We start from the raw sequence: 26761 nt of genomic DNA on the forward strand, positions 1-26761 counted from the left end.
CCCTTCCCCCTGATTATTTCGTGCGGTGCCGCTCAGTGAACCCGAGCGGCTTTTGCCTAGGCTAACAAAATAAACGCCACCAACGCTCGGGTGATTACGCTTAAACTGCGCGGTCTCGAATGACTGATAGCCCGCTATGAACTCCGATGCCCTCTCTACCTTGCAACAGCATTTAACCTCCGCTTTAAGTGCCGTACCTGACGAAGCTCGCCGCCTGTTTCACGGCAGGGGCTTACGCTGGACAGGGCTTGAGGAAGTGACCGTCGACTGGTTGCAAGGCGTGCTGTTGGTGTCGTTGTACAAGAAACCCGATGACGCCGAATTAACTGCCCTGAAGCACATGCTTTTGGCCCTGACTCAGTCGCCCGCCTGGCTGCACAGCCAGGCGCACGCACTGTTATTGCAGCACCGCTACCTTCAGGACAGCACCACGGAATGGTTGCTGGGGGACACGTTTGATAACGGGGTTATCACTGAGGACGGCCTGCACTACAAGCTGGACTTTGGCAGAAATCAGAACACGGGGCTGTTCCTGGACATGCGCTATGGCCGCCGCTGGGTTCAAGCCCAGGCCCAAGGCAAACGCGTGCTGAATCTGTTCGCTTATACCTGTGGTTTTTCTGTCGCCGCCATTGCCGGGGGCGCGGAGCATGTGGTGAATCTGGACATGGCCAAAGCGGCGTTGAGCCGAGGGCGAGAAAATCACCGCCTTAATCAGCATGACTTGAGTCGCGTGAGCTTTTTAGGACATGACCTGTTCAAATCCTGGGCCAGAGTAAAAAGAGACGGTCCCTACGACCTCATCATCGTTGACCCGCCCTCTTTTCAGAAGGGTAGCTTTGTACTGACCAAGGATTACCAAAAGATCCTGCGGCGCCTGCCTGATTTGCTCAACCCACAGGGCATTGTATTGGCATGCCTCAATGATCCCGCCATTGGCCCGGACTTTCTGATCGAAAATACTGCGATTGAAGCGCCAAGCCTGAGCTTTCAGCAGCGCCTGGAAAACCCACCGGAGTTTGCCGATGTCCATCCTGACGGTGGGCTGAAGGCGCTGGTATTTACGCTGAATGCTATGCAATTTTGAGGCGACGGAACAACGTCATCTTGGCAATATCCAGCAAGAAGGCAAAGATGATCGCGGCCACAAAAAGGCCGGACACAATAGCGATTGGCAGCGCTGTCATCACTACACCATTGATTGCCAGTACGCTGATGATCGTCAGGTCGACGACCGAGGATGCCACCAGCCAACGCCCCGGCGCCGAACTCCAAATATGCTGCCGCTCACGAGACACGTAGAATACAGCTTGGCCGCTGAACACAAGCGTCACCACGGTCAATGTACGCAAGGTCATCAGGTCAAGGCCGAGCAGGTATTTTCCAGTGGCCAGACTGGACACACAGAACAGCAGATCGAATACGCCAAGGATGATACCCGCCACGGTCAAATTGCCGACCCGCCAGACACTTGGCAGTGGCGATGGTCTGACGTTGTCCGTGGACGACGACATGGCCATAAAATCGCCGACGACCATCATAAGCACCATGAGCATCGGCGTCAGGATCGCCTGGCCCGTCATGATCAGCCCGATTGCCAGGAAAAGTACCTGGACAATCTTGTGAATGATCGACCGTAACGTATAGGTCAGGATCCGCTGGAAGGTCGCCCGCCCCACCTTGACCGACGCGACGATGCCGCCCAGACCAGGCTCGGTCAAGACTATACCGGCGGCAGACTTGGCGACATCTGTTGCCGTGGATACGGCAATCCCCATCTGAGCCTGCCGCAGTGCCGGCGCATCGTTGGCACCATCACCACACATGCCGACGAGATGGCCGCTTTTTTGCAGCGCTTTGACAAGACGATACTTGTCTTCCGGCAGGACACTGGCGAAGATCGAGAACGCGTCAGCGCGGAGATCCTTGGCCAGCGGTGTCGTTGCGCAGACCTCACCCGAAATGCCAATCATGCTGGCCACGACTTTTGCCGTGATGGGAGCATCTCCGGTCACCATGACCGTGCGCACGCCCATCTCAGCCAGCTCGGCGATGAGCGCTGCCGAATCCTCACGCGGCGGATCGCTGAGTGCAATGAGCCCGGCCATCTTCAATTGATCTGCAGGACCCACTGCCACCGCAAGTGCCCTGAACCCCTTGGCTTGCAGTTCGTCGACAATGCTCACCACGTCGGGCGGCGCTGCTGACACCTTCTGAAGCACCGAAAACGCCCCCTTGACGATCCGAGCGGTGGTGCCGTCCGCCAGGCGAACCGTTGCTTCTGCCAGTTTCACTGCGGGATCGAACGGAATGAAAGTCTCTAGTTCGGGGGCATCTTTGATGGGCTGGAGAGCCGCTGCCGAGCGAATGGCAACATCGACAGGATCCTGCCCCCCGTCGGAACTTGCCAGGGCGGCCAGTGCCAGCACATGCGCCTCGTCAAAGCCTGGCATCGTCCTCACGGACATCACCGCCAGCTCGTTGCGGGTCAGTGTTCCCGTCTTGTCTGAACAAAGAATGTCGATGCCGGCGGCTTCATCTACTGCCGACAGGCTGGTTGGCAAAACGCCCTCACGGGCCAATGCGCGCGCACCGACTGCGGCGGCCAGCGTGAACATTGATGGCAAGGCAACCGGTATTGCGGAGAGGACCGCCACAAGAACAAGCGGAACGATATCGACAAACGGCATAGGCAGCAGCAGCAGCGCATAGATCGCCAACAGAAGGGTCACCGTGCCGTTGAACAGCACAAGATTTCGCACCACCCGCATAATGGTCTTCTGCTGAGAACTTTCCACCTTTGCGCTACGCACGAGTTCGGCCGTTCGCCCGAACTTGGTGTTTACCCCGGTCGCGGTCACCAGGGCAACCGACTCGCCTCGTCTGACAAGAGCGCCTGCATAAATTTCAAGCCCCGCCTCGGCCTCGATCGGAAGCGATTCACCCGTCAACATGGACTGATCAACCAGAATTGATCCAGCGATCAAACGCACATCCGCAGCAACCACTGCGCCGAGCGATAATTTGATCAGATCGCCGGGAACCAGCATGCCTGCAGGCACCGTTGTCCACTTGCCATCGCGGTGTACCGAAGCAACGAGCGCCAGGCGTGACTTGAGTGCATCCAGCGTCGCCTGTGCTCGCCCCTCCTGGAAAAAACCGAGCGCTGAATTGAAGATCAGCAGCAACGCGACAACGCTGGCCTGGACATAGTCACCGAGGCCAAGCTGAAGAAGTATCGCTGCCTCGAGCATCCACGGTACGGGAGCCCATAGTTTCTGCAGAGCGCGACGCACTGGGTGCTGCGCCACATCGGCGATGGTGTTTGGCCCGACGTGTTCAAGACGAAGCCGAGCCTCTGTACTCGTCAGGCCAGCAACCGAATCCGGTGCAACGATCAAGGGCGCCTCACCGTGGTCAAACCCGACCCCAAGCATCCAGCCTTCAACTGTTCGGTCATTGGCACTCACTCTCAGGCAAGGTTGCTCAGCATCACGATATAAAAGGAGGGGCTATCGATGATGGCGGACTACGTTATCCCGTATTGGACGACAATCTGCGCACTGTCGATATGGCAATGCGTACTCCGCCACGAGAACCACTCACAAAGACTAGCGCTGAACAAGCTGAGCTATAATGCGTTTTAACTTATGACTGCCCGGAACCCGCCCAATGCCCAGTATGCCCGCCACACTCCCATCACGAGGCTTATCGTACTGGTGGAAGCCCATTCTGTTCTTGTTGGTGGCGGTCATTGGCCTTTACTACGTGAAATGGTCGCCCTACTACCTCAAGTCCTTTATCGCGGCAGACAATCACAGTATTGGCGCCTCGATTCTCGGTGCAGAACAGAGCACGCCCATCACGGCGGCGCTGGCCTACGCCCAAGTGTATTTCCTTGCGATCTGGAAAGCGGCGGTACTCGCGGTGATCCTCGGTTCGCTGCTTCAAGTGCTTATTCCCAAGGACTGGCTTCTGAACCTGTTCGGTCGCGCGGGTTTTGGTTCGACGTTACGCGGCGGGCTGTTTGCGCTGCCGGGGATGATGTGCAGTTGTTGCGCCGCGCCCGTCGCGGTGGGCATGCGTCGTCAGCAGGTTTCGGTGGGTGCGGCCCTGGCCTTCTGGATCGCCAATCCGGTGCTTAACCCTGCAACCCTGGTGTTCATGGGCTTTGTGCTGGGTTGGGGTTTCACCGCATTGCGCCTGGTGGCTGGCCTGGCGTTGGTGCTGGGCGTCTCGATGATCGCGCAGCGCGTTTCTACCCCTGAGGAAATTCCCGAGCCAGCCCTTGAAGCAGTGGCTGACGCGAGCATAGCCGACCAGCAGAATTTCTTTACGCGCTGGGGGAAGACCCTGTGGCAGTTGTTCTGGAGCACGATCCCTATTTACGTGGTGGCAGTACTGGTATTGGGCGCCGCACGTGTCTGGCTGTTTCCCCATATCGATGCGTCGATGGGCAACAGCCTGGTCTGGTTGGTGGCGTTCGCCATCGTGGGCACACTGTTTGTGATTCCCACCGCAGCTGAAATCCCCATCGTGCAAACCATGCTGTCACTGGGCTTGGGGATGGGACCCGCCGTGGCACTGCTGATGACATTACCGAGCGTCAGCCTACCGTCGCTGCTGATGCTGCGTAAAGTCTTCGATGCCAAGGTTCTGGTGATTGTGGCGTTGCTGACCATGTTGGTCGGCATCGTCAGCGGGTTGGTAGGGGCGATGGTGCTTTAAGCCTCAGCCATCCCCCGCAAAAACGAGGCCGCGCGGTACTCAGTCGAGTCGCCGGCCACGTTCTCTCAAGTACTCAAGTACCGCCGCATGGTCGCCAGAAAATTCGATGCGAGGTTGTTTGCTGTCTCTCTGGTAGGCATACATCGGGTCGTAATACTCCATCAGCATCCCGGTGATCCAGTCACGGTGTAGATCGACCACACCGGATTTTTCCTGCTCGATCAACGCGCTGTCCATGATCGATGCCAGGCGCTGGTAGCGCTCACCCCCCAGACGTTTGACGATACCCGACAAACTCTGACGCAGGTGCGCGGCAAAGACACCAAAGCCCTGTTCGATGCCATGCACATCAATAAACTCGGCACACAGATCGACCACGTAATCCTTGAGAATTCGCTCGACCCGATTTTCGAAGCGTTCTTCAAGCCAGACCAGTGGGTACCGCTGCATCCCCTGATACAGGTTCAGCGGGATTGAGCGGCTACCAACAGCACGCCCCTCGTCCTCGAGAACAAACCGACTCACGCCGCCAGCACGCTTCTTGAGAATGTCGATCGCCAAGGCATTTTCAAAATTGATCTGCGCCGGTTGTGGCGTGGCATGCTTGCCGAAACTGGAGCCCCGGTGATTCGCAAGCCCCTCAAAATCGAGGGTATTGGCCAGCTGTGTCAGCACTTCGGTCTTGCCCGAGCCCGTCAACCCGCCCACCAGCACGAAGTCGCACTCGGCCACTGCGCTGTCAGTGACCTCGATCAGGTAAGTACGCAGTGCCTTATAACCACTGATGACCCGCGGATACTCGATCCCGGCCTCGCTCTTGAGCCATTGCTGGGTCAGTTGCGAACGTAATCCTCCCCGAAAGCAATACAGGTAGCCCTCAGGTTGGGAACGGGCGAAGTTCGCCCAGGCCTCAATGCGATCTTGTTTGGTCTGGCCCGACACCAACTGGTGACCCAACTCAATGGCCGCCTGCTGCCCTTGTTGCTTGTAGCAGGTGCCGACTTTTTCCCGTTCCAGATCGTTCATCAGCGGCACATTGCACGCCAGGGGAAAAGCGCCCTTGTCGAATTCGATCGGCGCACGAACATCCATCAAGGGACGGTCGTTGAGAAAGATGTCGCGGTAGTCGGCGCTGTTGTCTCGCATCAGAACACCTCAACCGCGTGACGCTGTCGACCTACGAATTCGCCAATTGCAGACAGCTCCAGGCCAAGTTCGGAGGCCAGCGCGAGGAAGTTCGCTTGCTCACCCGCCTCGACCGCAACCAACAGACCGCCACTGGTTTGCGGATCACACAGCAGCAACTTCTGCAGTTGCGTCAGCGCGGTGATGCGCTCGCCGTAACTCTCGAAATTACGGTGGGTGCCTCCTGGGACGCAGCCCTGCTCAAGATAAAAATCGACACTGGCCAACCGAGGCACGGCGGCAAAGTCGAGGCGCGCGGTCAGTTGGCTACCGTCCGCCATCTCCACCAGATGGCCAAGCAGGCCAAAACCGGTGACATCGGTCATCGCCTTGACCCCCTCCAGCTTGCCGAAACGGCTGCCGGGCTTGTTGAGCGCGCACATCATGTCGCGTGCCACGCCTTGATCCTCGGCGCGCAACACCCCCTTCTTCTCGGCCGTGGTGAGAATACCGATGCCCAAGGGTTTGGTCAGATAGAGCTTGCAGCCCTCGGTCGCGGTGTCATTGCGCTTCATGAAGCGCTTCTCGACCAATCCCGTGACCGCCAGACCAAAAATCGGCTCCGGCGTATCAATCGAATGCCCACCCGCCAGCGTGATGCCCGCAGCATCGCAAGCGGCACGCCCGCCGCGAATCACTTCACGTGCGACTTCCGGCGCCAGCAGGTTCACCGGCCAACCCAGAATGGCAATCGCCATCAGCGGATCGCCGCCCATGGCGTAGATATCGCTGATGGCATTGGTGGCCGCGATCCGCCCGAAATCGTACGGATCATCCACGATCGGCATGAAGAAATCGGTGGTCGACACCACGCCGCGCTCTTCATCGATGGCGTACACCGCGGCGTCATCGCGCGATGCATTGCCGACCCAGAGCTTTGGATCAAGGTTCTGCGCACCACTGCCGGCCAGAATCACCTCCAGCACCTGGGGCGATATCTTGCAGCCACAACCTGCACCGTGACTGTACTGGGTAAGACGAATCGGCTCGCTCATCTGTGCACCTCTGAATATCAAGTGCATCGATTCTAACAGAGCGACCCAGGGTGGTAGGCGCTTTGGATTGAAAGCAGGCTCAACGCGTTGCGGGATTCAGTGGCCTATGTTCATCCCGTATTGGGGAGCGGTTGGCGTGCTAACAGCCTTTCGGCAGTCGCTTAATCCCTCCGGCGCTGTATATCGGCCTAGATTAATAGTTAAGCTTCTCTCCTGAGAAAAAGGTCACCCCTCACCTCCTTGACTTGACGCCTTATATAAAAACGCTCAGCCGAATAAAGAATGCCGACACAGAAGTGTCAAATGGCCATCTTTGTAGTCGATGTGCCTACAGACCTTTTGTTGAACGTCTATCTATCGTTGATCCCCACGGTGCAGTTACAGGCACGTATTTAGCCCGCGCATTCGTCAGGGGTCACCCTGAAACCGTGTAGCTTTACACCATTACATACTCATAATTTCTGGACACCCTGCCCGTGCGAACTGCCCGCTCCACCACGACTGTCGAGCAACTATTTCCTGTTCAACAACGCCTGATTTCAGCAACTGATACCCGCGGAAAAATCACCTATTGCAATGGCGATTTCGCCCAGATAAGTGGTTACTCTCAGGAAGAGTTAGTGGGCAGCCCCCACAACCTGGTGCGTCACCCTGATATGCCTTCCGCTGTTTTCGGGCTCATGTGGAGCTATTTGAAAGCGGGTAAAAGCTGGATGGGCATTGTAAAAAATCGCTGTAAAAATGGCGATTATTATTGGGTCAGTGCGTATGTAACCCCTATTCTGGAAGAGGGGAAATTAATAGGTTATGAGTCCGTCAGAGTCAAACCGACCCGGCAGCAAATAGACCGCGCACAAGTGCTTTATGAGCGGCTGCGCACGGGCAAAAGCGCCATTTCAAAAAGACGTCATATCGCGGCCTTTGCGGGACAGATGCTTTTTCCCGTCACGGCAGCGATCATCGCTATGGGCGCTGCTAATTTTTTGCCCAGCCTGGCAACCCAAGTCGTCACCTCCGGGCTATTTTTAATCGTAGGTGCGTGGTCATATAAACGGGTTGGCCAGCAACTAAAACACATTATTGAAAGTGCCCCGGACGCGTTTACAGACCCGGTGAGTGCTATTACTTATAGCGATGCCTATGGCCCCTCGGCGCAGCTGGACATGATACTGATCAGTGAGGATGCGCGGCTTAAGACAGCCCTCACGCGCCTGAGCGATCTCGCTGCCCAGGTGTCTGAAGCGGCGGCCCACTCCTCATTTCTTTCCAGCCAGACTGAACAGGCCTTGCTGGAACAGAGAGCCGAAACCGATATGACGGCGGCCGCCATGACTCAAATGTCAGCGTCGATCAACGAAGTGTCCAGGCATGTGCAACACACCGCAATGGAAGCACAAACAGCACATGAACTGGCTCAACAGGCTGATAAAGTAGCCGGAACATCAAGAAAAGCCATTCAACTGTTGGCGAGTACCGTCACCAACATCAGCAATGCCGTGGATAACCTGGCCAACGAAACCCAGCAAATCATGAGCGCTGCCGGGATGATTCAATCCATCGCCGATCAAACCAACCTGCTGGCCCTCAACGCGGCCATTGAAGCAGCCAGGGCCGGTGAACAGGGTCGGGGCTTTGCAGTCGTGGCCGATGAAGTACGTGCCTTGGCTGGCAAAACACGCGAGTCGACTCAGCAAATTCAACGCGTTATTGAAACCCTGAAAAAGGGTGCCGATGCGGCTGTAAGCATCGCCAGACTGGGTATCGACGAGGCCGACCACGGCGTTCTGCACGTCATCGAGGCGCAACAGGCGCTTCAAGGAATCCGTGAGGCGGTTGAGCGGATCAGTAGCATGAGTCATCAGATGGCAGCGGCTTCAGAAGAACAGGCCCATGTCGCTGAAGATATCGCCAGGCAGATCAACAATGTTGCAGGGACCGTTGAGAAAACAGCGAACAATGCAAACGCCGCCGTGATTCGTGGCAACGAACTGGAAAACACCTCTCGTGGTTTGCGCGCGCTGGTTGAACGGTTTAACAGGTGACCCGTTGCAGCAACACAATGCTTGGCAGAGGCCAGTAAAATGACGTCGCCCTTTGCAGAACTCACTGTCCGGCGATAGACGCCGCTGCTCATCCACCTTCACCTGGGTGGATGAGCCCATACAGTGCGTGCGGGGCCTGTGATCAGACCTTCACGATCCAGCCTTCAGGTGCTTCGATATCGCCCGTTTGCACGCCAGTGAGTTCGTTATAGAGCCGTTGAGTAACAGGCCCTACTTCTTCTTCACTGTAAAACACGTGCAACTTATCTTGGTATTCGATGCCGCCAATCGGTGTGATCACCGCAGCGGTACCGCAGGCGCCTGCTTCCTTGAAATCACCAAGGTTGTCGATGAACACATCGCCCTCGATGACTTTCAGGCCCAGGCGAGTTTGCGCCAGCTCGATCAACGACAAGCGAGTAATACCTGGGAGTACCGAAGGTGACTTCGGTGTCACGAACTCATCATTGCGCGTAATAGCGAAGAAGTTGGCAGACCCCACTTCTTCAATCTTCGAATGGGTTTGAGGGTCCAGGTAAATGCAGTCGGCGAAGTTACGCTTTTTGGCTTCTGAATTGGGCATCAGGCTCGCGGCGTAGTTACCGCCCACTTTGGCGGCCCCGGTGCCATTGGGTGCAGCGCGGTCATAGCTGGAAATCACGAAGTTGTTCGGTTTCAAGCCACCTTTGAAGTACGCCCCCACCGGCATGCAGAAAATCGAGAAAATAAACTCAGGTGCCGTACGCACCCCAATGTTATCGCCAACCCCAATGATGAAGGGGCGCAGGTACAGTGCCCCGCCTGTGCCATAGGGCGGTATGAAGCGCTCGTTGGCATGCACCACTTGCTTACAAGCTTCAATGAAGACGTCGGCAGGGACAGGAGGCATCAGCAACCTGGCGCAACTACGCTGCATGCGTAGCGCATTCTGGTCAGGTCGGAACAGATTGATCGATCCATCCTTGCAGCGATACGCCTTGAGCCCTTCGAAGCACTGCTGGCCGTAGTGAAGGGCTGTCGAGCCTTCGCTGATGTGCAAAACGTTGTCTTCCGTCAGGGTGCCTTCCTGCCAGGCACCGTCACGCCAGTAAGACAGATAGCGCAGATCTGTCTTGATGTAATCGAATCCCAGCTTGTCCCACTTTATGCTTTCGTAACCCATGACACCCTCGATCATTTAACAACGCCTGACACGCCAGGCTTCTGACAATTTGCTGACGGGAACCACAATACTTTATTCAGGCACTCACCGCAGCCTGGACGAACACACACCGCCTCCTTTACCTCTCATCAGTGACCGGACGTCAGTACCTGTCTCTATACACCCTTTGGCATTCGCACGGCACCCTTCACCTTTGGTCAGGGCACCGAACGGATGTTTTTCACCGGATACTTGATCAAGGTCTATGCACCCTGTGTTTATTGGCGCAAAAATAGGTTGCTACCGTTGATCAGCCCGCGCGAAGCGCAACCGCTGCAAAGAAATGCCCGAACGTACACGTTCAGAATGAGATTTCCCGGTGCCGTACTCGGCTGACAATGGAAATAAGGGACGCGCATGACAAGCAATGCCTGCTTATCGAACACAGGCGTGGTCGCTTCGGTGCGGGGCAGCGTCGTTGATATTCGCTTTGAAGCCCACCTGCCTCCAATCCATTCCCTGTTGCGCACAGGGACGGAAGGCAAAATTATCATCGAGGTGATGGAGCAACTCGATGCCCATCGTGTACGTGGGATCGCCCTGACACCGACACAAGGCCTCGCCCGCGGCATGCGGGTCGAGGACAGCGGCGGCCCCTTGCTTGCCCCGGTGGGTAAAGAAATTCTGTCACGCATGTTCGATGTGTTTGGCAATGCCATCGACCGTCTGCCAGCGCCCAAGGTTGGCTGGCGTAGCGTACATCGCGCGCCCCCTGCGCTGGCCAACCGGTCGACCAAAACCGAAGTGTTCGCGACGGGGATCAAGGTCATTGACGTGTTGATGCCACTGGAACGGGGTGGCAAGGCCGGGTTGTTCGGTGGGGCCGGCGTCGGCAAGACCGTGCTGCTGACCGAGATGATTCATAACATGGTGGGTCAGACCGAAGGCGTCAGCATCTTTTGCGGCATAGGAGAACGCTGCCGCGAAGGCGAGGAACTCTACCGTGACATGAAGGCGGCAGGGGTTCTGGACAATATGGTGATGATCTTTGGCCAAATGAACGAGCCACCCGGCGCGCGCTTTCGGGTCGGTCACGCAGCCTTGACCATGGCCGAGTATTTCCGCGACGACGAGCACCGTGACGTGTTGCTGCTTGTCGATAACATTTTTCGTTTTATCCAGGCAGGTATGGAAATTTCCGGGCTGATGGGCCAGATGCCGTCACGTCTCGGGTATCAACCAACCATGGGCACCGAACTCTCGCAACTGGAAGAGCGCATCGCCAACACCGATACCGGGGCCATTACCTCGATTCAGGCGGTCTATGTACCGGCTGACGACTTCACCGACCCCGCTGCCGTGCATACTTTTTCTCACCTGTCGGCCTCCATCGTGCTGTCTCGCAAGCGGGCCAGTGAGGGTTTGTACCCGGCCATCGATCCGTTGCTGTCGAACTCGAAGATGGCCACGCCTGGGATTATCGGCGAGCGGCACTATGCGCTGGCCCAGGAAATCCGCCGCACACTGGCGCAATACGCGGACCTGAGAGACATCATTGCCATGCTCGGCCTGGAACAGCTATCAACTGAGGATCGCAAGGTGGTTGCCCGTGCGCGGCGGCTGGAGCGCTTCCTCACTCAGCCTTTTTTCACCACCGAGCAATTTACCGGCCTTGAAGGCAAGTGGGTCAGCCTTGAGGACGCCCTGGATGGCTGCGAGCGGATTCTGCGCGATGAGTTCAAGGATGTGCCGGAAAGTGCGCTGTACATGATCGGGGCCATTGACGAAGCGCTGGCGAAACCCAAGCCCGAGACCAACGTGTCTGCGGAGGCTAACGATGCCGTCAACCCGCATGAAACTTAAGATTCTGCTGCCCTTCAAGGTCTTCGCCGAGAAGATCGATGTGCTGCGTATTGTCGCCGAATCCCGCAACGGTTCTTTCGGCCTTTTGCCCCAGCGGCTGGACTGCGTGGCGGCTCTTGCGCCAGGCATTCTCATCTACGAAACTGCGGCCGAAGGCGAAGTGTGTGTGGCGGTCGACGAAGGGGTATTGGTCAAAACCGGGAGCGAAGTACTCGTTTCCGTACGCAATGCCATTGGCGGCACGGACCTGGAAAAACTGCACAAGGCTGTCGAACAGGAGTTTCTCAATCTGGATGAGCAGGAGCGCACGATGCGTTCGAGTCTGGCAAAGATGGAGGGAAGTTTTATTACCCGTTTCGCGGCCCTGCACCATGAATGACCAAGACGAAAAGAAACCCGCCAAGAACAATGAATTCAGCCAGCAAGTCGGCGTCAAGGCGGCGCGCAAGCTCAAGGCGCAGCGCCAGGTCAATCAAACGGTCTGGTCCGGTCTTGGCATGATGGGGCTGATCGGCTGGTCGGTCAGCCTCCCGACGCTGCTCGGCGCGGCGCTAGGGTTTTGGCTGGACAAGCACTACCCCGGCAGCCATTCGTGGACACTCGCGCTGCTGGCCTTGGGACTGGGACTGGGCTGCTTCAATGCATGGCATTGGGTTGCCAAGGAAGGTCGGGAAATTCGCGATCAGGAGTCTGATAAGGATGAGTGACTTTTTGAATCTGGCCCCGGCACTTGTTGCAGGGATTGTGCTCGGTGCTTTTTTTTTCGGGGGCCTTTGGTGGACGGTTCGTCAGGCGGCGTCATCACGCTGGGCGGCGCTCTGGTTTTTCGCCAGCCTGCTGCTGCGAACCGGCATCGTGCTGGCCGGTTTCTATTTCGCCTGCGGCAGTGACTGGCAGCGTTGGCTGGGTGCATTGCTCGGGTTTACCGTGGCACGGTTTTTCGTTACACGACTGACTCGACCCGCCCTAGCTTTCACGGAGGACAGCCATGCACCTTAGCCCGGACGACGTCATTTATTGGCAATACGGTCTTTTCAAAATCAACGCCACCATCGCCTTCACATGGGGGCTGATGCTGTTCCTGGTACTCGGCTCAACACTGGTGACACGCCGGCTGTCCCGTGGGCTGGAACGCAGCGGCTGGCAGAATCTGCTGGAAATCATTGTCACTGGCATTACCACCCAGTTAGGTGAAGTTGGCCTCGTTCAACCCCGCAAATACCTTGGGTTTGTAGGAACGCTATTTCTGTTTGTAGCGAGTGCCAGTCTATTTACGATCATGCCCGGTTATGAGCCACCCACCGGGTCGCTGTCGACGACAACCGCGCTGGCAATCTGCGTGTTTATCGCCGTGCCCCTGTTCGGTATCGCCGATTGTGGTCTAGGTGAATACCTGCGTGAGTATATGCAGCCAACCGTCATCATGCTGCCCTTCAACATCGTCAGCGAACTCTCGCGCACCCTGGCGCTGGCTGCCCGCCTGTTCGGCAACATGATGAGCGGCACGATGATTCTGGCGATTCTGCTCACCATCACACCCTTCCTCTTCCCCATTGCCCTCAGCGCGCTTGGATTGTTGACCGGCATGGTCCAGGCCTACATTTTCAGCATTCTGGCGGCGGTTTACATCGCGGCGGCGACACGATCACGCACGCCGGAAGCTGACCCCGTACCCGACTCGATAACTTGAACTCAGGAAGGATTTACCATGGATAGCATGACGATTATTGCAGTGGTTTCCATTATCACTGCGGGGCTGACCATCGCCATCGGCAGTATCGGCCCCGCGCTTGGCGAAGGACGCGCAGTGGCAACGGCGTTAACGTCATTGGCGCAACAACCCGATGCTGCCGCGACCATCACTCGAACGCTGTTTGTCGGCCTGGCCATGGTCGAGTCGGTGGCAATCTACTGCTTCGTGGTGTCGATGATTCTTCTGTTCGCCAACCCGTTCTGGAATCACGCCATCGCCCAGGTCGCCGGAAAATAGATCATGCTCATCGATTGGTTCACTGTCGGCGCCCAAGCGCTCAACTTCCTCGTCCTGATGTGGTTGTTGAAGCGTTTCCTTTATCACCCGATCCTTGCGGCTATCGATGCGCGAGAGCAACTCATTGCGACGCAACTAGCGGATGCCGAGGCCAAAAAAGCCGAGGCCCGTAAAGAGCGCGACGAGTTTCTCAACAAAAACGTGACGTTCGACAAAGAGCGCGCAACGCTTTTGCAACAGACTGCAGGCGCGGCGAATGCAGAGCGCCAGCGTCTCCTCAATGACGCACGCCAAGCCGCCACCGCCCTGAGTGCCAAAAGCCTGGAAAACCTGCACAGCGAAGCGCGTCGCCTGCATGACGAATTAGGCCGCCGTACTCAACAAGAAGTATTCGCCATTGCTCGCAAGACGCTAAAAGACCTGGCCGGGACGACTCTGGAAGCGCGCATGGTCGAGACCTTCGTCAATCGTCTGAAGGCGTTGAGCACTGAGGAAAAACAAGGCTTGGTGGCAGCGCTAAAGGCATCGGCAGAACCGGTCATCGTACGCAGTGCCTTCGAGTTGCCAGAGGCGCAACGCACCGCCACGCAAGCAGCCATCAACACACTCCTGGCGGCGACCCCTGTCGTCCACTTTGAGACCGCCCCGGACTTGGTGAGCGGTATCGAACTCAGCGCAGCCGGGCAAAAAGTGGCCTGGAGTATTGCGGAGTATCTGACGTCCATGGAAAAGGGTATCAGCGAGCTGCTGGACACGACGGCGCAGACACAGGCTCACGCCCAGACGGAAGCAAAGTCCCCGCTCCTGAGCGAAGGGCAAGCGACATGAGCACTGAGCGTCTTCAGGATGTCTTGGCGACCGCCTTTGCTGTCATCGGTGAGGCGCGGGAAGGCTTTTCACATCAATTAAAACCAAAAGAAGTCGGCTGGGTCACCAGCATTGCGTCCGGCATCGCCAAGGTGTCCGGCTTACCCGGTGTCGGCTTCGAGGAACTGGTGAAGTTCCCAGGCGATATCTATGGCATCGCCTTCAATATCGACGAGGACGAGATCGGCGTCGTGCTGCTCGGCGACTACTGGCAACTGCAAGCCGGCGATGAGGTCGAGCGCTGTGGGCGCGTGGTAGATGTACCGGTCGGCGATGGCCTGATCGGTCGTATCATCGACCCTACCGGGCGGCCACTGGACGGTCTGGGGCCTGTATTGGCCAGCGCCCGGCTGCCCATCGAACGGCCAGCAGCGCCCATCATGGATCGGGCACCGGTTACCGCGCCCATGCAAACCGGCATCAAGGTGATTGACGCAATGATCCCGGTCGGACGCGGCCAGCGCGAACTAATCCTCGGGGATCGGCAAACCGGCAAAACCGCAATCGCCCTGGAGACCATTCTCAACCAGCACGATCAAAACGTTCTTTGCGTGTATTGCTCCATCGGCCAACGGGCCTCCGGCGTCGCCAAAGTGATCGCCACCCTGCGCGAACAAGGCGCGCTAGCGTATACCGTGGTGGTCGTCACCGAAGGTAATGATCCTCCAGGCCTCGCCTACATTGCGCCTTACGCTGCGACCAGTATTGCCGAGTACTTCATGGAGCAAGGGCGCGACGTTCTGCTGGTCTACGACGACCTGACCCACCACGCTCGGGCCTACCGTGAACTCTCTCTACTGCTGCGCAGACCCCCAGGTCGCGAGGCTTTTCCCGGCGACATTTTCTACATCCACTCGCGCTTGCTGGAGCGTGCGACCCATTTGCGCCCTGAACTGGGCGGTGGCTCGCTGACAGCCCTACCCATCATCGAAACCGAAGCTCAGGATATGTCCGCTTATATCCCGACGAACCTGATTTCCATCACCGACGGTCAAATCTACCTTTCCCCAGCGCTCTTCGAGCTCGGTGTACTGCCTGCAGTCGATGTCGGAAAATCAGTTTCCCGGGTTGGCGGCAAAGCGCAACTGGCGGTCTATCGTGCCGTGGCTGGCGACCTCAAGCTTGCCTATGCCCAGTTCGAGGAGCTTGAAACCTTTTCCCGCTTTGGCGCCCGTCTGGATGAAGACACTCGCAAACTGATCGCCCACGGATTGCGAATCCGTGCGTGCCTCAAACAACAAGAGTTCGCGCCGCTGTCCGTGCCCGAGCAAATTGCGGTGCTGCTGGCGTTGACTGCAGGGTGCTTCGATACTGTGCCGCTTGAGCAGATGGCCCAGGCCCAGCAGGCGGTGTGTGAGGCTACAGGGGCTATCCCGGAAGAGGTTAGAGCACGTTTTAATGGGGATAAAAAACTGAGTGACGCCGACCGGGCTGTGATTATTCAGGTCGCCCGCGATGCCTTGGCGCACGTGCAGTCGCCTGCAGACTCCGGGAAGGCGCCGTGAGCGACACCCCCGCCAGCCTGCGTCGTAAAATCACTGGCGCCGCAGACCTCGAATCGGTTGTGCGCACCATGAAAGCCATGGCCGCATCGAACATCAGCCAATACGAGAGCGCCGTCAGCTCACTGAATGACTACTATCGGACCGTACAGTTGGGCCTGATGGCATGCTTCCAGAGTCAGGCGACCGTTGACAAAGATGTACAGAAAAAAGAGGCGCGAATTGGCGTTATCGTCTTCGGTTCGGATCAAGGGCTGGTCGGCCAATTCAACGATGTTTTGGTCGATTTCGTCATCGATGAGCTGGGCAAGCTGCCAGGAGAAAAAAGAGTCTGGGCGGTCGGCGAGCGCATTCAGTCGCGCCTGGCGGACAGCGATTTGGATCTGGGCGAAAGCTTCGTTCTCCCGGGCTCAATCACTGCGATTACACCGCTGGTCGGGCAGATTTTGATCGAAATGCAAACCCGCTGCGAACAGGGCGAGATCACTCAGGTTTACCTGTTCCACAACCGTCCACAATCAGGCGCGATTTATGAACCGGTAAGCCAGCGGCTATTGCCGCTGGACGACCTGTGGCAGCGTAATCTGGCGGCTAACTACTGGCCGACCAAAAACCTGCCCGAAGTGATGAATGGCGCAGCGCAAACGCTGCCGGCTTTAATCCGAGAGTATCTTTTTGTCTCGCTGTTTCGGGCCTGCGCCGAATCGCTGGCCAGCGAAAATGCCAACCGCCTTGCGGCCATGCAACGCGCTGAAAAAAACATCGGCGAGCTGTTGGAAGACCTTAGCCGGGACTTCCATCGTCTGCGCCAAGGCGCTATTGACGAAGAACTGTTTGATGTCATTTCCGGCTTTGAGGCGCTGAACATGAGTAAGCGCTAACATTCCGTTGCATTTGAACAGCCTCGGCCGAAATCAGACATCGCTGTGCGTGCTTCTGCAGGGGGCTGTTACAACGAGGGTGTTGTTGTACTTGTGTTCGTATCCACAATTGTATGAAAACGTGCCCTCCGACTCTGAGCCTCTAATCTAGCCTCTCTCGAATGCTTTTTGGGTATCCACTGCTTTCTCTCGCAGACCGAAACGTTTCTTTATTTCATCAAGAGAGGCGAAGTCGTCCTAATCGACCTCGTGCGGAATAGCGTACGGGGCCTTTATGCCAATTGCTCTCAGCTGACTAGGCGTAGTCCCAGGCATTTTACCCGTTGCAACATCCCATGCCTTTTGGATCGCTTTGTTATTACTTTTTAGCGCCGCCGGATTTAACGATCTAGTTAAAGAATTTTTCGCACTACCTACGGCCTTGAGCATGCGTGACGAAGTTGCACCAAAAGCCACGACATCTTCAGATTTAAGGTTGCCAATAATCTCCCTATAACATCAGGCATGTTCTCAAACGGTGTAAAATCCCCCATGAGGCTATCACCACGGGCTACTGCTGAAACAGCACCTTTGCGCCCCGCACTAAATATTGAACGTGACGCTGAGTTGGCGAGCCTGGATACCCTCCCCATCTCGACTACGCGCGGGGTATTTTTCGAATTATTGCGCAGCCACTAAAGTGTCCTGTCGTATCGACCCGATTCACTGGATCCCCCACGCAATATGCATATGAATTCAGGGATCTGAAGTTTTCAACTCTTTTAAAACCGTCCGTGGAAATGGGGTAGAACCCGGGTGAGTTGCGTGCGTAACAGGGAAATCGGGCTGAAAATCCCAACAAGGTGTTGTAAACTCAATATTTATCGCTAAATCATCGACAAACCCTGATGAGATTTTCAATTTTGCCGCACGGTGGCGGCAAGTTGGTCGGAGCATCTTTAGGTACGTAAAATGATGGAGCCTAATTCGAGTCTTATATTGGCTGTACCATCATTATAAGTCAGAAACACTGAGCAACCACCAGCAATGCCCGATGGAGCGAGGAACCTAAGGATTGGTTTGGGAGAAGGGGGAGAAGATATGAATGCTGAGAAGGAAATTCTCATGTCCGCGTTTAGCTCAAAGCGGATAGTAGCCCCATTCCCATGGCTGAATGCACTACTGTGCACCTCGCTCGTCAGCGTTATAAGATCACCTGGATTACAAGAATCCGGCATTCCAATTATTCCATCTGCATTAGACATAAAATCTCCAAAAAGTTACTGTTAGATAAAGAAAAATCATTCAATCGATGAAGTAGCTGTGGCTTTTCCACACTATTGCCCCCGAGGTTCCGCGCCCGCCAGCCGATCTAGCGGGTCGTAGTGATAGCGACAGAGCAACTCTTCGGGAGCAATAGCCAAGGGGGTTCTCCTTGAAAAGCCAATACCATTCAACGCATCCAGTTTGAACTGAGTTGAGTGGATGTCTACCTAGCAGAACTGCTAGGTTTAGGGCTTCATTGAAAACACACCGGTCCAGCCAAAAACCACATTAATGACACCTAAAAATATTCGGATAGGCAATCGCGCAGCTCAGTGGTGCGTGCATAATCAAGCGTATTGCCGAACAACACCTTAATCTCGGTGGGCCTGGTATCGAACGGCTCCAGCAGATCCATGTCGGGTCAGGGTCGACTCGAGATCATCACGTTGGCGCGACAGCAGTGAGCCCACCACTACGACCGGCAAAACGTCCATGATCACTGACCAGGTCGATACCCTCAGAGCAACCGGTTTGAAGCTACAAACGCTCGGTGGAATGCGCCTTTGATATCGATGATAAGAAGGCCGAGCGCTGCTGAGACGTCCTCTCCCGCCACTAGTAAGGAGCGATGCGGTGCCATTTAAATAATGAACCCTCAAGGCAACAGGGAGATTCCGACATGATCGATAGTCAGGTCAGCGAGCGTTTCGAGGCGCTTTACCAGCTAATGGCCGAGAAGCCATTTTGGGTCCTGACGGGGGCAGGCATCAGCACGCCCTCCGGCATTCCGGACTATCGCGACAGTGACGGGGTGCGTCGGGGCAAGGCGCCCATGATGTACCAGGAATTTCTCAGTGCTCCGGCGTCGCGTCGGCGCTATTGGGCACGAGCGATGCTGGGTTGGCCATGTATCCAACGGGCCCGGCCCAATGCCGCCCATGAAGCCCTGGCGACGTTACAAGCGAAGCAGCTTATTGCCGGGGTCATCACCCAAAACGTCGACACACTGCATGATCAAGCGGGCAGTCACGACGTGATTGAGCTGCATGGCAGCCTGCACTGGGTCGTCTGCCTGGATTGCGATCAGCGCATTGATCGCAACGCGATCCAGATCGTCATGGAAGCGGAAAACCCTTACTTGTCGGGTGTCGATGCCCTCCAGGCACCCGACGGCGATACGTTGCTGGACCCGGCTTTCGAAGCGCGCTTCCAAGTGCCCCGCTGCCCGTCCTGCGACGGAGAACGGCTAAAGCCCGACGTGGTATTTTTCGGCGAAAACGTAGCTCAAGCCACCGCCGCCAAGGCCGCACGGGGTGTCGAACAGGCCGCAGGATTGCTGGTGGTGGGTTCCTCGTTGATGGCCTATTCGGCCTTTCGGTTATGCCGCGCGATGGCTGACCAGCACAAGCCGCTGATCGCCCTCAACGTCGGCAAGACCCGCGCTGACGATTTTCTGAACCTGAAAATCGAAGCATCCTGCGAACAGCTATTGCCTCGATTGGTTGAGCGCCTGAGCGATTGATACATCGCTGGTGATCGCGGATTCACCCATTACGCCAACCATTTCCTTGATCACCTCGATGCTGCCCAACTCCATTACCAGCCCTCAAGTGTGGGGCTATCCTTCGAAGACAGGCTCCGGCATGCCTTTGACTCCGGCTTGAACGGCGAAAACACCGCCTGCCAGAGGTTGGTCGCTCAGGTCCCCGGCTGGTCGGATTGAGGTGACAAACAGGGTATCCAGATTGCGCCCACCGAACGCACACATAGTCGGCTTTTTCACCGGTACGCGGATGGAGCGATCCAGACTGCCATCGGGTGTAAAGCGGTGAATCAGACCTGCATCGTTTGCGCAGATCCAATAGCAACCCTCGGCGTCGACAGCGGCTCCGTCAGGTCGGCCAGGATGTTGCTTCATATCGACGAACACGCGGCGGTTATGTGGGGTGCCGCTTTCAGTGTCGTAATCGAAGGCCCAAATCAGTTGCACTGACGGATGAGAGTCAGATAGGTACATCGTCTTGCCGTCGGGACTGAATGCCAGGCCGTTCGGGACCATAAAGCCTGTAAGTTGTGGGGCGAGTGCCGCACGTTGCCCGGCCACATAGCAATACAACGCACCCGCCGTCGAACCCGTCGCCATATCGAGCGACATGGTGCCTGCCCAGAAGCGCCCCTGGCGGTCACAACGACCGTCGTTGAAGCGCATGCCCGGGTGCGCGTGGCTCACGCCCGTCAGTCGGGTACTGTGCAGTTTTTCATCAAGGCTGGCGGCAAGCAGGAACACGCCGCTCTCCATCCCCGCGATCCAGTTGCCGGTGGGAGTGGCGGCGATGCACGCGAGCATCTCGGCAGTTTCCCAGTTGTGCGCCTGACCGTTTTCCGGGTCCCAGCGATGTAGCCGCCGGGCAGGAATATCGACCCAGTACAGCGCCTGTTCCCGAGAGTTCCACACAGGGCTTTCGCCAGTGGCATTACGTGCGTCGAGAATCAGCTCAGCGTCCATGGCGGTTCCATTGGCGTGTTAGAAGGGCTATCCCGCGGGGGATCTTAATCGTCGCCAAAGGGGCCGGCTGCTACGAAGGCGCCGCCCTGGTAGAGCATTATGGGGTCGTTTGCAGCCGGTAAGGGTTGCGCTTCGACCTGGCTACGGAAAGCCTCGGAATTGTCTTGAGCGTTAAAATCAAGGTGCGCGGCGTAACGGTTATCCCACCACGTGTTTTGATTATTGGAGACACCGTAGACCACCGTGTGGCCAACATCCGGTGTGTACAACGCACGCTCCAGCAATTGAGTCAGATCGTTGTAGCTCAACCACGTGCTCAGCATCCTGCGGTTCTGCGCTTCTGCGAACGAAGACCCGATGCGGATGCTCACGGTCTCTATACCGTAGCGATCGAAGTAAAAGCTGGCCATGTCCTCGCCATAGGACTTGGACAAACCGTAATAGCTATCCGGACGGCGCAAGGAATGGGCGTCCAGGCGCTGCCCCTGCGGGTAGAAGCCGATTACGTGATTGGAACTGGCAAAAATGACTCGTTTCACCCCATGCCGGCGGGCCGCTTCGTAGATGTGGAAGACCCCACAAATATTGGCACCCAGGATGTCCTCGAAAGACCGCTCGGTCGAGACGCCGCCAAAATGCAGAATCGCATCGACCCCCTGAACCAGTTCGTCAACGGCTTTTTTGTCAGCGAGATCGCAGTAGTGGATTTCCTCGCTCTCATCCAGAGCAGGCGCAATGTCGGCAATATCGGAGAGACGCAAAACGCTGGTCAAGGGTTTCAGACGTTTGCGAAGTACTTTGCCGAGCTCACCGGCGGCACCTGTTAGCAGCAGACGATTGAAAGGTGTTCGCGCGCTGGTCGTTGAAGTCGTCATGGCAGGTCGGCTCGGGTTATTTTTATTGATATAGGTTGTCGTACAACTGATTAATTATCGACATGCTCTCTTATGGTTGTCAACGCGCCGCGAGTCGTTGGCGCGAAAATCCTTAAACCCGCCTTCAAATTCGGCATAATTTATGCCGTGAATACCTGTTTATGTGCTGTAGCCGCGCGAGAAGTCGGTTGACACGTAAACGCGAGATTGGCTATATTTTATGTAGATGTACGACGACCTACAACCTGTAGGTTCGCCATTATAAAAATAAGACAATGAGTGTTGCCCCATTATGGATGTATCCCGCGCGGCTATTTTTCTAATCGCTCTTCCAATTTTCGATCTGGTCAGTTTGCACACCCGCACACTCTCGCCTGCTGCTTGAGGCAGGCTCGCGCAGGGACCTGATCGTGCTCGTCACACACTCGATATCCTGGATGCGCAGAGGGATGTCGCACGCTTCCAATCCAATAATAATTAAGGTGAAGGGATGAAAATCAAAGGCATCCGCTGGTGGATGGTCGGCCTGGTGACGGCTGGTTTGATTGTCAATTATCTGGCCCGGAACACCCTGTCGGTCGCGGCTCCAACGCTGATGAGCGAACTAAGCATCTCGACCGAGCAGTACTCTCACATCGTTGTCGCCTGGCAACTGGCCTACGCATTTATGCAGCCAGTGGCTGGCTACGTCATTGATGCCATCGGTACCAAGATGGGTTTCGCAGTGTTTGCCTTGGCATGGTCGGCGGCCTGTGCAGCGGCCGCATTGGCTACGGGCTGGCAAAGCCTGGCATTCGTTCGCGCCTTGCTTGGGCTCACCGAGGCCGCGGGCTTACCGGCCGGGGTCAAGGCCACCACCGAATGGTTTCCGGCCAAGGAGCGTTCAGTCGCCATCGGTTGGTTCAACATTGGATCATCGATTGGTGCTCTTCTCGCGCCGCCACTGGTCGTCTGGGCCATTCTGCAAAGCGGCTGGCAACTGGCGTTTCTGATGGTTGGGGGGCTGGGGCTGGTCTGGAGTGTCCTCTGGCTCGTGTTGTACAAGCATCCGCGTGATCAACAACGCCTGAGCGATACCGAGCGTGATTACATCCTGTCCGGGCAGGAGTCCCACTTTAAGGATGCCACGTCGAAAAAAGGTAGCTGGAAGAAGATTATTGGCAGCCGTAACTTTTTTGCGATTGCCGCGGCACGGATTCTATCGGAGCCGGCCTGGCAGACGTTCAATGCCTGGATTCCCCTGTACCTGATGACCGAACGGCACATGAATATCAAGGAAGTTGCCATGTTTGCCTGGCTACCCTTTCTGGCGGCGGACATTGGCTGCGTACTGGGTGGTTACCTGAGCCCGCTGTTTCATCGTTACTGCAAGGTATCGCTGTTTACGTCACGGAAGATGGTTTTGCTGTTCGGCTGCTCTTGCATGATCGGACCGGCCTGTATCGGTTTGGTGGACAGTCCCTACACCGCGATCGCTCTACTGTGTGTAGGCGGTTTTGCCCATCAGACACTTTCGGGCGCGCTGTACTCAATTACTTCGGACTCGTTCGGGAAAAACGAAGTGGCGACTGCTACCGGTATGGGCGGCATGTTTGGCTACTTGGGGGCTGCAGCATTCACGGCGGTGTTCGGCGTTCTGGTGACACAGATTGGCTACAGCCCGCTGTTCGTGGTGTTGGCGATTTTTGACATCGTCGCTGCCATTATCGTTTGGGCAGTTGCCCGAGAAGTCACCTCTGGAACTGGGCCGCAGACCCTCAACGTGGCGGGCTCCAATCAAGGCTCAGCTTTATCTTCAGTTTGAGTTATTTGCTCGAGCCAGCGTGTTGGCTCGAGCCTCTCTCCCATCAAACAACCTGTAACTAATTGAAAAATAACGCATAAATTTCATTATATTTTCAGCCAAACGCAAATTCGTAGGAGCTGCCGAAGGCTGCGATCGACCGGGTACCGGTCGCTTTCTTGAAACCGCTGAAGGTCGTTCCGAACTTATCGCAGCCTTCGGCAGCTCCTACAGGACCCTTGTTTGCTGCGCGACAGCGCAGCGTCGAAGACGCGGCGAGGCCTCTTATCGCTCCGTCGTATGAATAGTTGTTTACGACACGTTTGACTCACCTCATCCAAATACCTCGCCCAGGGAATCTCCGAACACGTTCTCAACTGTTCTCGGTCAGTAGCAACACACTTAATTGGCCGCCGACAAATAGTGTCAAACATCACAATCGCTTATGCACCGCTGATCCGCACAAAGATTCGGAAAGCAAAATCTTATAAAAATAATCCAAAGGAGCATTACATTGAAAAAGCAAAATCTCGCAACAGCTATCGCGCTGGCCGCGTTGTCGCTTCACGCTCAAGCAGATGATGCTGCGAAGCCACAAGGATTCCTGGAGGACAGCAAGCTCGCCCTCAGTTCCCGTACCTATTATTACGAGAACGATGATCACTCCGCTAAAGGGACCAACCAGCGCGAAACCACTGAAACTCTCAAACTCGACTACAAATCCGGCTTTACACAAGGCATGATCGGGGTCGGTATCGATGCTCAGATGATCTACGGCTTGCACCTCGATGGCGGCCCAGGTCACCACCCAGGCACAGGCAACTCATTCTGGCCAAGCGACAGCGACAACTCGGCTGAGCACGATGTGGCCCGTGGCGATGCAAACGTTAAATTCCGTATATCCAAAACTGAATTACACGTTGGTGGCGCTCTGTTTCCACAGTTGCCAATCCTGATGGCGACCGACAGCCGCGCGATGCCGCAAAACTTCGACGGCGGCATGATCACATCCAAAGAAATCGACAACCTGACGCTGAACGCTGGTGAGCTGGAACACTCCACTGGCCGTGCATCGACCAACAGCACTGCGCTGTCGGTTGCAGGGGCAACCGAGGGCAGCAACCAATTCCGTTACGCCGGTGGCGACTATAAGGTCACTAAAGACCTGACCGTGCAGTATTACTACGCCAACCTGGAAAACTTTTATAGCCAGAACTTCCTTGGCTTGGTCCACGTACTACCACTGGGTGACGACCAGTCATTCAAGACTGATCTGCGCTACTTTAACAGCAGCTCTGACGGCAAAAACAGCAGCGGCGCCGCGGGTTACGGGTTCAACAACAACGGTGGCTATGCCAAGCACGCTAATGAAGTTGATAACGTCACCTGGAGCAGCATGTTTACTTACCAGTTGGGCGGTAGCAAGTTCCTCCTTGGCTATCAGAGCGTCAGTGATGACGGCGGTTTCGTTGTGCTGAACCAAGGTAACGTCACCACAAATGGTAAGGCTTTGGCGGCTAATGGTTCCAACAGCGAAGACAACGGTGGTAACGCCTTCTACTTGTACACAAACTCAGTGATCGGCAGCTTCATTCGAGCAGGTGAAGACACTTCGTTCGGTCAATACTCGTACGACTTCGCACGACTCGGCGTCCCTGGCTTGACCGCGTCTGTTAGCTATCTGCGTGGTGATGACATTAAAGACAAGACACTTCGCGGTGTGACTCACACTGAATGGGAGCGTGACGCAGGTGTCGACTATGTGGTTCAGAGCGGCTACCTGAAGGGCTTCGGTACAACTCTGCGTACTGGTAGCTACCACTCGGGCGGCACGGGGGTCGCGAACCAAGACCAGACCCGTCTGATTTTCAATTACACCTACAACTTCCTGTAAGTGCGTTGATCGATCGAGTAGGAGGCGGATTTACATCCGCCGTCCTCTCACATACATGGACGCCCCCCGTTTGCCTAGCGCTCAATTCGTGACAACACAGACGGGGGCGTTGACAACGATGTAAAGAAGATAGTCAGGTCAGCGAGCGTTTCGAGGCGCTTTACCAACTTTGTCGGGTGTCGATGCCCTCCAGGCACCCGACGGCGATACGTTGCTGGACCCGCCTTTTGAAGCGCGCTTGCAGATGCCTCGCGGCCCCTCCTGCGACGGAGAACAGTTAAAGCCCGACGTGGTGTTTTTTGGCGAAAACGTAGCTCAAGCCACCACCGCCAAGGCCGCACGGTGTGTGGAACAGGCCGCAGGATTGCTGGTGGTAGGCTCTTCGTTGATGGCCTATTCGGCCTTTCGGTTGTGCCGCGCGATGGCTGACCAGCATAAGCCGCTGGTCGCCATCAACGTCGGCAAGACCCGCGCTGACGATTTTCTGAACCTGAAAATCGAAGCATCCTGCGAACAGCTATTGCCCCGATTGGTTGAGCGCCTGAGCGATTAATGCATCGCTGGCAGTCATCTCAACGTTTTTCTTATGCTGAAGATGACTAATCATAGCTTTATTTTGGTAACCACGAATTGCATCATTGCGCGCATCCAGCCAGTCATTGAATCAGACGAGAAGTGAACATGAACCACATTCCGGTCGTGCGTGATGCCTGCGAAGACGACATGCCAGCGGTGCAAAGCATTTACGCGCAGCACGTTATAGGCGGTATCGCCAGCTTTGAACTGGAAGCCCCCAGCGTGGAGCAAATGATGGATCGGCGCGCTGACGTTCTAGCAAAAGGGCTGCCTTATCTGGTCGCAGAACTGGATGGAGAGGTGGTCGGTTATGGCTACGCAACACTTTACAGACCACGCCCCGCCTACCGCTTTACAGTCGAGGATTCGGTCTATGTCCGCGACGGTTTGGGAGGCCATGGCATTGGCCAGACATTGCTCGGCAAACTCATTGATCGCTGTGTTCGAGGCGGCTGGAGGCAGATGATCGCGATCATTGGCGATAGCGAAAACCATGCCTCGACTCGTTTGCATGAGCGGCTCGGCTTCCATCGGGTCGGCGTCTTTGAGTCGGTCGGTTTCAAGCAGGGTCGTTGGGTCGATACCGTGCTGATGCAGCGTTCGCTAGGCGATGGATCACTCAGCTTGCCGCCGGTTTAAAGCGATCGACTTACACACGCACAGCATAAGCATCGACAGCTTCAAGTAC

The 26761-nt window shown here is 56.3% G+C and carries 22 protein-coding genes and 2 pseudogenes; 18 read left to right on the forward strand and 6 right to left on the reverse strand.

Translation table 11 applies throughout. The annotated features are described in order from the left end of the window. Nucleotides 1-136: 136 nt before the first annotated feature. On the forward strand, nt 137-1087 hold the full coding sequence (locus tag AC1ME2_RS02455; protein ID WP_480439103.1) for a class I SAM-dependent methyltransferase: 951 nt from the start codon (nt 137-139) through the stop codon (nt 1085-1087). Here the strand turns inward: AC1ME2_RS02455 and AC1ME2_RS02460 are convergent. Continuing rightward, nucleotides 1074-3401: an HAD-IC family P-type ATPase gene (locus tag AC1ME2_RS02460; RefSeq protein ID WP_480439104.1), complete on the reverse strand. Its 2328-nt coding sequence runs from the start codon at nt 3399-3401 to the stop codon at nt 1074-1076. The genes AC1ME2_RS02455 and AC1ME2_RS02460 overlap by 14 nt on opposite strands. Before the next feature lie 271 nt (nt 3402-3672). On the opposite strand from AC1ME2_RS02460, the gene AC1ME2_RS02465 reads away from it, so the two are divergent. Next, nucleotides 3673-4728 (forward strand): permease, encoded by a 1056-nt coding sequence (locus AC1ME2_RS02465; RefSeq protein WP_480439105.1) that lies wholly within the window; start codon nt 3673-3675, stop codon nt 4726-4728. A 39-nt stretch (nt 4729-4767) separates the two neighbouring features. Here AC1ME2_RS02465 and mnmH read toward each other — a convergent pair whose 3' ends face one another. After that, complete coding sequence (gene mnmH, locus AC1ME2_RS02470; RefSeq protein ID WP_480439106.1) at nt 4768-5874, reverse strand: tRNA 2-selenouridine(34) synthase MnmH; 1107 nt, start codon at nt 5872-5874, stop codon at nt 4768-4770. Then, nucleotides 5874-6908 carry a selenide, water dikinase SelD gene (gene selD / locus AC1ME2_RS02475; RefSeq protein ID WP_480439107.1) on the reverse strand — a complete coding sequence of 345 codons (1035 nt, stop codon included), beginning with the start codon at nt 6906-6908 and terminating at the stop codon, nt 5874-5876. Before selD ends, mnmH begins: the two co-directional genes overlap by 1 nt. Nucleotides 6909-7384: 476 nt before the next feature. Here selD and AC1ME2_RS02480 point away from each other — a divergent pair. Further along, a pseudogene (locus tag AC1ME2_RS02480) lies at nt 7385-7666 on the forward strand (PAS domain-containing protein); the annotation flags it as partial. A gap of 207 nt (nt 7667-7873) precedes the next feature. Then, the gene (locus tag AC1ME2_RS02485) at nt 7874-8950 is read left to right on the forward strand and encodes a methyl-accepting chemotaxis protein (protein ID WP_480441963.1); all 1077 of its coding nucleotides are present in this window, start codon (nt 7874-7876) and stop codon (nt 8948-8950) included. 142 nt (nt 8951-9092) lie between these two features. Here the strand turns inward: AC1ME2_RS02485 and AC1ME2_RS02490 are convergent, their stop codons facing one another. Next, a complete protein-coding gene (locus AC1ME2_RS02490; RefSeq protein ID WP_480441965.1) occupies nt 9093-10112 on the reverse strand; it encodes a branched-chain amino acid aminotransferase in 1020 nt (339 codons plus the stop codon). A 396-nt stretch (nt 10113-10508) separates the two neighbouring features. Between AC1ME2_RS02490 and atpD the strand changes: the two genes are divergently transcribed. The 10 genes from atpD to AC1ME2_RS02540 all read left to right on the forward strand — a co-directional run bounded on the left by atpD (nt 10509) and on the right by AC1ME2_RS02540 (nt 19961). Next, the gene (gene atpD, locus AC1ME2_RS02495) at nt 10509-11954 is read left to right on the forward strand and encodes a F0F1 ATP synthase subunit beta (RefSeq protein WP_480439109.1); all 1446 of its coding nucleotides are present in this window, start codon (nt 10509-10511) and stop codon (nt 11952-11954) included. Further along, nucleotides 11944-12333 carry a F0F1 ATP synthase subunit epsilon gene (locus tag AC1ME2_RS02500; RefSeq protein ID WP_480439110.1) on the forward strand — a complete coding sequence of 130 codons (390 nt, stop codon included), beginning with the start codon at nt 11944-11946 and terminating at the stop codon, nt 12331-12333. The genes atpD and AC1ME2_RS02500 overlap by 11 nt, the downstream gene beginning before the upstream one ends. Then, the gene (locus AC1ME2_RS02505; protein WP_480439111.1) at nt 12326-12661 is read left to right on the forward strand and encodes an AtpZ/AtpI family protein; all 336 of its coding nucleotides are present in this window, start codon (nt 12326-12328) and stop codon (nt 12659-12661) included. Before AC1ME2_RS02500 ends, AC1ME2_RS02505 begins: the two co-directional genes overlap by 8 nt. After that, the gene (locus tag AC1ME2_RS02510) at nt 12654-12953 is read left to right on the forward strand and encodes an N-ATPase subunit AtpR (protein ID WP_480439113.1); all 300 of its coding nucleotides are present in this window, start codon (nt 12654-12656) and stop codon (nt 12951-12953) included. The genes AC1ME2_RS02505 and AC1ME2_RS02510 overlap by 8 nt, the downstream gene beginning before the upstream one ends. After that, the gene (locus AC1ME2_RS02515; RefSeq protein WP_480439115.1) at nt 12943-13644 is read left to right on the forward strand and encodes a F0F1 ATP synthase subunit A; all 702 of its coding nucleotides are present in this window, start codon (nt 12943-12945) and stop codon (nt 13642-13644) included. The genes AC1ME2_RS02510 and AC1ME2_RS02515 overlap by 11 nt, the downstream gene beginning before the upstream one ends. 18 nt (nt 13645-13662) lie before the next feature. After that, on the forward strand, nt 13663-13944 hold the full coding sequence (locus AC1ME2_RS02520; protein ID WP_219060682.1) for a F0F1 ATP synthase subunit C: 282 nt from the start codon (nt 13663-13665) through the stop codon (nt 13942-13944). A gap of 3 nt (nt 13945-13947) precedes the next feature. Beyond that, nucleotides 13948-14772, forward strand: coding sequence for a F0F1 ATP synthase subunit B family protein (locus AC1ME2_RS02525; protein ID WP_480439116.1), 825 nt, complete (start codon nt 13948-13950; stop codon nt 14770-14772). Beyond that, on the forward strand, nt 14769-16316 hold the full coding sequence (locus AC1ME2_RS02530; RefSeq protein ID WP_480439118.1) for an alternate F1F0 ATPase, F1 subunit alpha: 1548 nt from the start codon (nt 14769-14771) through the stop codon (nt 16314-16316). The genes AC1ME2_RS02525 and AC1ME2_RS02530 overlap by 4 nt, the downstream gene beginning before the upstream one ends. Further along, on the forward strand, nt 16313-17194 hold the full coding sequence (locus AC1ME2_RS02535) for a F0F1 ATP synthase subunit gamma (RefSeq protein ID WP_480439120.1): 882 nt from the start codon (nt 16313-16315) through the stop codon (nt 17192-17194). Before AC1ME2_RS02530 ends, AC1ME2_RS02535 begins: the two co-directional genes overlap by 4 nt. A 1924-nt stretch (nt 17195-19118) precedes the next feature. After that, nucleotides 19119-19961, forward strand: a complete 843-nt coding sequence (locus tag AC1ME2_RS02540; RefSeq protein WP_480439122.1) for an NAD-dependent protein deacetylase — start codon at nt 19119-19121, stop codon at nt 19959-19961. 96 nt (nt 19962-20057) lie between these two features. Here the strand turns inward: AC1ME2_RS02540 and AC1ME2_RS02545 are convergent, their stop codons facing one another. Together AC1ME2_RS02545 and AC1ME2_RS02550 are read right to left on the reverse strand one after the other, a co-directional pair. Beyond that, nucleotides 20058-20945: an SMP-30/gluconolactonase/LRE family protein gene (locus AC1ME2_RS02545; protein WP_480439123.1), complete on the reverse strand. Its 888-nt coding sequence runs from the start codon at nt 20943-20945 to the stop codon at nt 20058-20060. 44 nt (nt 20946-20989) lie between these two features. Next, a complete protein-coding gene (locus AC1ME2_RS02550) occupies nt 20990-21820 on the reverse strand; it encodes an NAD-dependent epimerase/dehydratase family protein (RefSeq protein ID WP_480439125.1) in 831 nt (276 codons plus the stop codon). Between the two features lie 490 nt (nt 21821-22310). On the opposite strand from AC1ME2_RS02550, the gene AC1ME2_RS02555 reads away from it, so the two are divergent. The 4 genes and pseudogenes from AC1ME2_RS02555 (at nt 22311) to AC1ME2_RS02570 (ending at nt 26712) form a co-directional block, all read left to right on the forward strand. Next, nucleotides 22311-23624 (forward strand): MFS transporter, encoded by a 1314-nt coding sequence (locus tag AC1ME2_RS02555; protein ID WP_480439126.1) that lies wholly within the window; start codon nt 22311-22313, stop codon nt 23622-23624. 493 nt (nt 23625-24117) lie between these two features. After that, nucleotides 24118-25497 carry an OprD family outer membrane porin gene (locus AC1ME2_RS02560; protein ID WP_480439128.1) on the forward strand — a complete coding sequence of 460 codons (1380 nt, stop codon included), beginning with the start codon at nt 24118-24120 and terminating at the stop codon, nt 25495-25497. Nucleotides 25498-25660: 163 nt separating this feature from the next. Then, nucleotides 25661-26050, forward strand: a pseudogene (locus tag AC1ME2_RS02565) (Sir2 family NAD-dependent protein deacetylase); the annotation flags it as partial. 128 nt (nt 26051-26178) lie between these two features. Next, the gene (locus tag AC1ME2_RS02570) at nt 26179-26712 is read left to right on the forward strand and encodes an N-acetyltransferase family protein (RefSeq protein ID WP_480439129.1); all 534 of its coding nucleotides are present in this window, start codon (nt 26179-26181) and stop codon (nt 26710-26712) included. Nucleotides 26713-26761 lie beyond the last annotated feature (49 nt).

The organism is Pseudomonas sp. ASL9, assembly GCF_056680335.1.